This is a genomic window from Chitinophagales bacterium (assembly GCA_016787225.1).
Classification (GTDB): domain Bacteria; phylum Bacteroidota; class Bacteroidia; order Chitinophagales; family JADJOU01; genus CHPMRC01.
Genome location: JAEUUY010000032.1, coordinates 1 through 5923 on the forward strand (window position 1 = coordinate 1; position 5923 = coordinate 5923).

A 5923-nucleotide genomic window follows, 5' to 3' on the forward strand; every position below is an offset into this window, starting at 1 on the left:
CTGCATTAGAAAATGCAGAATCGATTAAGAATTTGTATTTCAATATTTTATAAATCTTGAAACAAATTCTAAATCGGGATAACCCCAACTAAATCATTTAGTTCGCCACGTTGTGGCTTCTAATGATTAATTTGGGTTAAACAATTCACTGACTACTATCTCCTGAAAACTTTCTTGCCCCTTACAACTATCCTTTAAATAAAATAATTGTTGATATTGAAAAATAAATGTTGATTATTTGTTAATTTCTATATATTTGCACTTATTCACAGATAATCCACAAAAATAATGACTTATCATAAGCAGCATTTAGAAGAAGTATTAGACATAATTTTTCAATGGGATAAAGCCTTGAGAACCTTAGAGAGAAAATTTAATAAGGATTTTGACTTGACGCTCAATCAATGCCGTGTGATTCTCTATATTTATGATAAAAACTATGTAGAGCTATCTCAGATTCATCGCTATTTGAATGTAGATAAAAGTACCACTACGCGCATGATTCGTCCACTGCTTGTCAATGGTTTTATAGATAAGTTTTATCAGTTTGGTGATAAGCGCAAAATGTATCTTCGAATTTCAGAAAGTGGTATGGAAAATGTCGCTCAGATCAAACACGAATTTGACCAATTAGCTTATAACTCCCTACTAAAAGTACCAGCTGGTAAGCGAGATTTTACCTTTCAGACGGTAAGAGATTTTTTGAAGATCATCTAATAACTAGTAGCTAGTTTCTAACTCCATTCAAATTTTAACTGCTCAATCAAACTCTCTGGTAGTTGTGGTAGTTCTGCCTTAGGTACCATCAAGGTGGTTATGGTTTGTATATCTCCGAATATCGAGTGTTTCAATGCTGTTTCTAAAAGATAATTCACTCCTACACTGCCCCCTGTACCGACCTTCATGCCTATCACACGCTTGACCATTTGAGAATGTCTAAAACGCCACAAGGTCAAGAATTCATCTAATTCGGAAATTTTTTCTAGGATTTGATATGGCATTTGAAGTATGGGATATTCTCGGTATAGAGATATAAATAGAGCGGCTATCATAGATTTATACGATAGTTTCACCTCACCTTTTTCATATCGTTCTTGATAGTTTTTTTCATCAAAAATATTTTTGTAGAACGTATCTGCATCACCTAGCATGCGCATGCGCACTTCTTTGTGTGCATCACTAAGAAAGGTCGTTTCTTGAATATTTTTCTTTTCTAAAGCAATCATATCTTCAAGCGATTTTTTATAGGCTGATATAAAATCAAAATCACCAAACTGAATAAAAGGAGTGCGTGATAGCCACTTATCAATGAGTTGTAACAAGGATTCCGAATTTTCTAAACGCTCTAACTCTGCCTTTTGTTCTTCATCGAAAAAAGTGGTATAATGATGCCCACCATAGGTGATTCTATTTTCATTTTTCAAACCTAGCATGACCTCCGTGATACGAAACTGATAACTCTGAAAGCCTGAAGCTGGCGATAAATAATTTCTAAATTCTAAAAAATCCATTGGCGTCATCGTCTCTAATACTTCTAGCTGTTTGACCATCAATTTCACTATCTGATTGCAGCGATGAAGCAGGTGATTTGCCTTAGAAATATTCACATCACTCACTTCTTCTTTAAAGAAAAAAGCAATATGCTTGATTTCATGAATTAACTGTTTAAACCATAATTCATAGGCTTGATGCGTGATGATAAACAACATTTCATCGTGCGCCTCTTCTCCAAACTCGAGTGAACGCGGGTGCTGAGCTTCTGTGATTTTATCTAGTTCTAAATATTTAGCATAGTGAATAGCAGCGTATTTTTTGCTCATATTTTATTTTTGATGTGATTATTTGACGATGTGATGATATGAAGATGTGATTATAAGTTAGAAGTTAGATATTAGATTATATATATATTTATTCATGCATAAATTACGTTGACCATTTTTGAACTTTAATTATGATAGTTTAATTCTTTCAACTTTACACTTTAAACTTTCAACTTTACACTAAATAAACTACTTCGCAAACAGAGATTGAATAAATGCCTTCTTATTAAACAACTGCAGTTGCTCGATTTTTTCTCCTACTCCGATATATTTTATTGGCACCTTGAACTGATCTGAAATAGAAATAGCAATACCTCCTTTAGCAGTTCCATCTATCTTGGTCAGCGCTATGGCATTGACCTGCGTAGCTGCAGTAAACTCTTTTGCCTGATTTAAGGCGTTTTGACCTGTGCTGGCATCCAGTACAAGCAGCACTTCATGCGGTGCATTAGGTATGACCTTAGACATGGTATTTTTAATCTTTGTCAATTCTTGCATCAAACCATGCTTGGTATGCAAGCGACCTGCTGTATCGAATAACACGATATCCATATCTTTTGCTTTCGCACTTTGCATTGTGTCAAATGCTACTGAGCTGGGGTCAGCATCCTGCCCTTTATCTACAATAGGCACATCGCTGCGCTCTGCCCATATTTTTAACTGATTGACTGCGGCTGCTCGAAACGTATCGCCAGCGCCTAATAGCACCTTTTTACCAGCCTGCTTATATTGATGCGCTAGCTTGCCTATAGTCGTAGTCTTGCCTACGCCATTGACGCCTACCACCATGATTACATAAGGTTTTTCGCTGGTGTTCGGCACGAAATCTTGAATATCGTCCGTATTATTTTCATACATCAAACGGGCGATTTCGTCCTCTAATACCTTATACAATTCTTCTTCCCCAAAATATTTTTCTTCATTGATTCGCGCTTCTAATCTATCTATAATTTTGACGGTAGTCTGCAAACTCACATCGCTAGTAATAAGCGCTTCTTCGATATCATCTAATACACTGACATTTATTGCTGATTTACCTGCAATAGCCTTAGTGATTTTTGAGAAAAAAGACTTTTTGGTTTGGTCTAGTCCTTTATCCAAATCTTCTTTTTTGTCTTTTTTAAAATAATCTAAAAATGCCACAATGGTTGAGTTAAAGTTGTAAGTTGGGCGAAGATAAGGTTTTTTAAGTTTATTCTTATTCTAGGAATAATATGACACAAAAAAGGCCTCACCTATGTGAAGCCTTCTTTAATATTTTTTTAGTGTCTGGATTATTTGCTTTTTCCAGCGATATAGTCCTTTACTAAATCTTTGTGAACGATTTTTTCTCTAAACTGATATGCACCTGTCTTTGGAGACTTAGCGCTTAGGATTACTTTTACATAATCTTTAGATCCTTCTTGTGCTTGACGATTGGTCTTTGCGTTTTTTGATACCTTAGCCATGATTTATATTATTTAATTTCTTTGTGAACGGTATATCTCTTCAAAATAGGATTGAACTTTTTCAACTCAATTCTATCGGGAGTATTTTTTCTATTTTTTACTGTTATATATCGTGATACACCTGGTTGACCAGATTCTTTGTGCTCTGTGCACTCCAATATCACTTGAATTCTATTGCCTTTTGCCTTTTTTGCCATCGTTTAATGTTTTTATATTAGGATTGAACTATTTTACCAAAATATCGCCCTTAGCTTCTAACTCTTTTAGATACTGATAAATTCCTTTTTTGTCAATTGTTCTCAAAGCTGCATTACAAACTTTCAATTTTATCCACTGCTCAAGCTCTGGTACGAAAAATTTCTTGACCTGAAGATTAGGATAAAATTTTCTATTCGTTTTTACATTGGAATGCGACACATAGTGCCCACTCAATGGTTTCTTTCCTGTTAAATCACAAATTCTGCTCATACGTCTAAAAATTAGAGGTGCAAAGATATATAAATTTTATCATTTACAAGACAGATTTTTTAAAAAAATGAGTTCATAGGTTAATGGGACGGATTGGACAGTAAATCCTTTGGGGTTTCATTGGGGCCAAATGGCACATAAATATTTGTTTTTCTTTCATTTACAATATTACTTAACCCTGACTCTGTATATATTAAGGTACAAGTGGATAAAAATGTAAAAAGCCTAAATTAGGTACTCCTGATTTCAAACTAGCTTTGCATTAGATTTTAGATATGCTTAATTCAAGGAATTTTAAAAAAATATACTACCAATTACAAGACATTGATAGTCAAGCTACAGCTATTCATTCTATCCTTGAAAGTTTGCCTTTCTCATTGGAATTTTTCCATTACGAACTGGAGAACGAATCGAATACAGAGGTGAAAAATAAGTTAACGGAGGTTTATAATCATTTGATTCTAGATAAGTATCCAGTGGTTTTACAATCGTTTTTAAGAAAAGACGTTTTATCACTTCAAACAATTTTCGGACACTTATCCGCCTTTGTATTTGAGCATAGACCATTTGAAACAGCTTGTAAACTAGATTTGTTTACTAATCAACTCATACAACGAATTAATAAAAGGGTTATAGATAATGGTAGTCCAGAAGAAATTCTTGGTGAAATCAATTATAAGATTACCCAGAGCTTAATTATCGATAGCTCATTTATAGGTCATTATGATTTTTATGAAGTTCCAAGGCAGCATATTGTATCTCAATATACATTAGGCATTTTAATCCTTATCATTGCAGAAAAGCTACATTTACCCATATTCGGACTTCCTTTCATAGATAAAATAGTGCTTTGTTACACAGAAAATTATTGCACTCATAGTGAGCTCGTAACTGAAAATGATATCTTATATTATGTTGTCTTAGGTGAAAAAGATATCACCTACACTTTGGAAGATCTTAAGCTATTAGCTATCATTCAAGAAGAAACACTTGATTTTAAAGCTGTACTCCCACAATCTACACAACGCATTGTTGAGCTGTGGCTAGAACATCTCAGTCAAGGTAATTTTGATGCTAAAACAAAATTCAACTTATCCTCAATTTATCAACAAATCTTTAGTCTTGCAGAGGAATTTTAATAAGTCTCGTTAATTTTTATTTCTTTTGTGTTCAGATTTTCGAACCAAGAATTCAAAAGAAAAATTAGAAGAACGAGATGAAATATAATTCGGTAAAAGATCCCATACGTATATATAACGAAATATTAGGAGGTAAATGGCGATTGCTAATTTTATATCAGCTATTTTCCACTACACAGCGTTTCAAAGACCTACAGCAAAACATAGATGGTATCACACCTAGAATGCTGACCAAGGAGCTTCGTAGCTTGGAAAAATACAATTTGGTTGAAAAAGAAGTTTATCGTGAAGTACCGCCAAGAGTCGAGTATTCACTGACAGATGATGGTGTTAAACTATTTCCTCTGATAGAAAATATCAAACGCTTTGGAGAAACTTTTGCCTACTTGTTAAATGAGGGTGAGCGGCCAGAAAACGAGGTAGAAGATATCTGGATGGTCAATGAAGAAGCGGTAGAATTTGAACTGCCAAAATCAGATATAAAGCCCAATCATATAGAAGAAACAACAAAAGTTTTATTAGACAAAATAGAAGGCCCAATCTACAAATCGCTTATCGAAAAACCGATCAAAGTAAAAAAAGTAAAGCCTGCAAAAATACAAGAAGAGGACAAGAAAATAGTGCAGTTGGAATTGTTTTAGTTTATAACAGTTTTAAAAGATAATTGGGTTCGTGAGCACAGAATTCAGATAAACAACATTTGATTCGTACTATTCAAATTTAAGGAGAACCTACCTCAGTTTTAATTCCTTCTTAACCCGCTGAATAGCTATTTCCGTAGATTCAAGTAATTCAGCATTATTTATTCGCAATCGTTTCGCACGTTCAAAATAATGGATGGACATCCAGAAATTACCCATTTCGAATTCCAATTTACCGCGGTGCTGATAAACAAAGCTTTCATACTCTTTAAACCCAAATTCTGCATTAGAAAATGCAGAATCGATTAAGAATTTGTATTTCAATATTTTATAAATCTTGAAACAAATTCTAAATCGGGATAACCCCAACTAAATCATTTAGTTCGCCACGTTGTGGCTTCTAATGA

At 34.0% G+C, this 5923-nt stretch carries 9 protein-coding genes; 3 read left to right on the forward strand and 6 right to left on the reverse strand.

Features of this window, described 5'->3' with window-relative positions; translation table 11 throughout:
* Positions 1-288 precede the first annotated feature (288 nt).
* A complete protein-coding gene (locus JNL75_12405) occupies positions 289-717 on the forward strand; it encodes a MarR family transcriptional regulator (protein MBL7790622.1) in 429 nt (142 codons plus the stop codon).
* Positions 718-734: 17 nt separating this feature from the next.
* Here the strand turns inward: JNL75_12405 and JNL75_12410 are convergent, their stop codons facing one another.
* The 5 genes from JNL75_12410 to rpmB form a co-directional block, all read right to left on the reverse strand.
* Positions 735-1820: a hypothetical protein gene (locus tag JNL75_12410; protein ID MBL7790623.1), complete on the reverse strand. Its 1086-nt coding sequence runs from the start codon at positions 1818-1820 to the stop codon at positions 735-737.
* A gap of 189 nt (positions 1821-2009) precedes the next feature.
* Entirely contained in the window at positions 2010-2963 is a 954-nt protein-coding gene (gene ftsY, locus JNL75_12415; GenBank protein MBL7790624.1) for a signal recognition particle-docking protein FtsY, read from the reverse strand.
* Between the two features lie 131 nt (positions 2964-3094).
* Positions 3095-3268 carry a DUF4295 family protein gene (locus tag JNL75_12420; GenBank protein MBL7790625.1) on the reverse strand — a complete coding sequence of 58 codons (174 nt, stop codon included), beginning with the start codon at positions 3266-3268 and terminating at the stop codon, positions 3095-3097.
* 8 nt (positions 3269-3276) lie between these two features.
* Positions 3277-3465, reverse strand: coding sequence for a 50S ribosomal protein L33 (rpmG, locus tag JNL75_12425; protein MBL7790626.1), 189 nt, complete (start codon positions 3463-3465; stop codon positions 3277-3279).
* Between the two features lie 28 nt (positions 3466-3493).
* Complete coding sequence (gene rpmB, locus JNL75_12430; protein MBL7790627.1) at positions 3494-3736, reverse strand: 50S ribosomal protein L28; 243 nt, start codon at positions 3734-3736, stop codon at positions 3494-3496.
* 275 nt (positions 3737-4011) lie between these two features.
* Here rpmB and JNL75_12435 point away from each other — a divergent pair, with 275 nt between their 5' ends.
* Both JNL75_12435 and JNL75_12440 read left to right on the forward strand, forming a co-directional pair.
* A complete protein-coding gene (locus JNL75_12435; protein MBL7790628.1) occupies positions 4012-4875 on the forward strand; it encodes a hypothetical protein in 864 nt (287 codons plus the stop codon).
* 77 nt (positions 4876-4952) lie between these two features.
* Entirely contained in the window at positions 4953-5516 is a 564-nt protein-coding gene (locus JNL75_12440) for a helix-turn-helix transcriptional regulator (protein MBL7790629.1), read from the forward strand.
* A 90-nt stretch (positions 5517-5606) separates the two neighbouring features.
* Here the strand turns inward: JNL75_12440 and JNL75_12445 are convergent, their stop codons facing one another.
* Entirely contained in the window at positions 5607-5840 is a 234-nt protein-coding gene (locus tag JNL75_12445; GenBank protein ID MBL7790630.1) for a hypothetical protein, read from the reverse strand.
* Positions 5841-5923 lie beyond the last annotated feature (83 nt).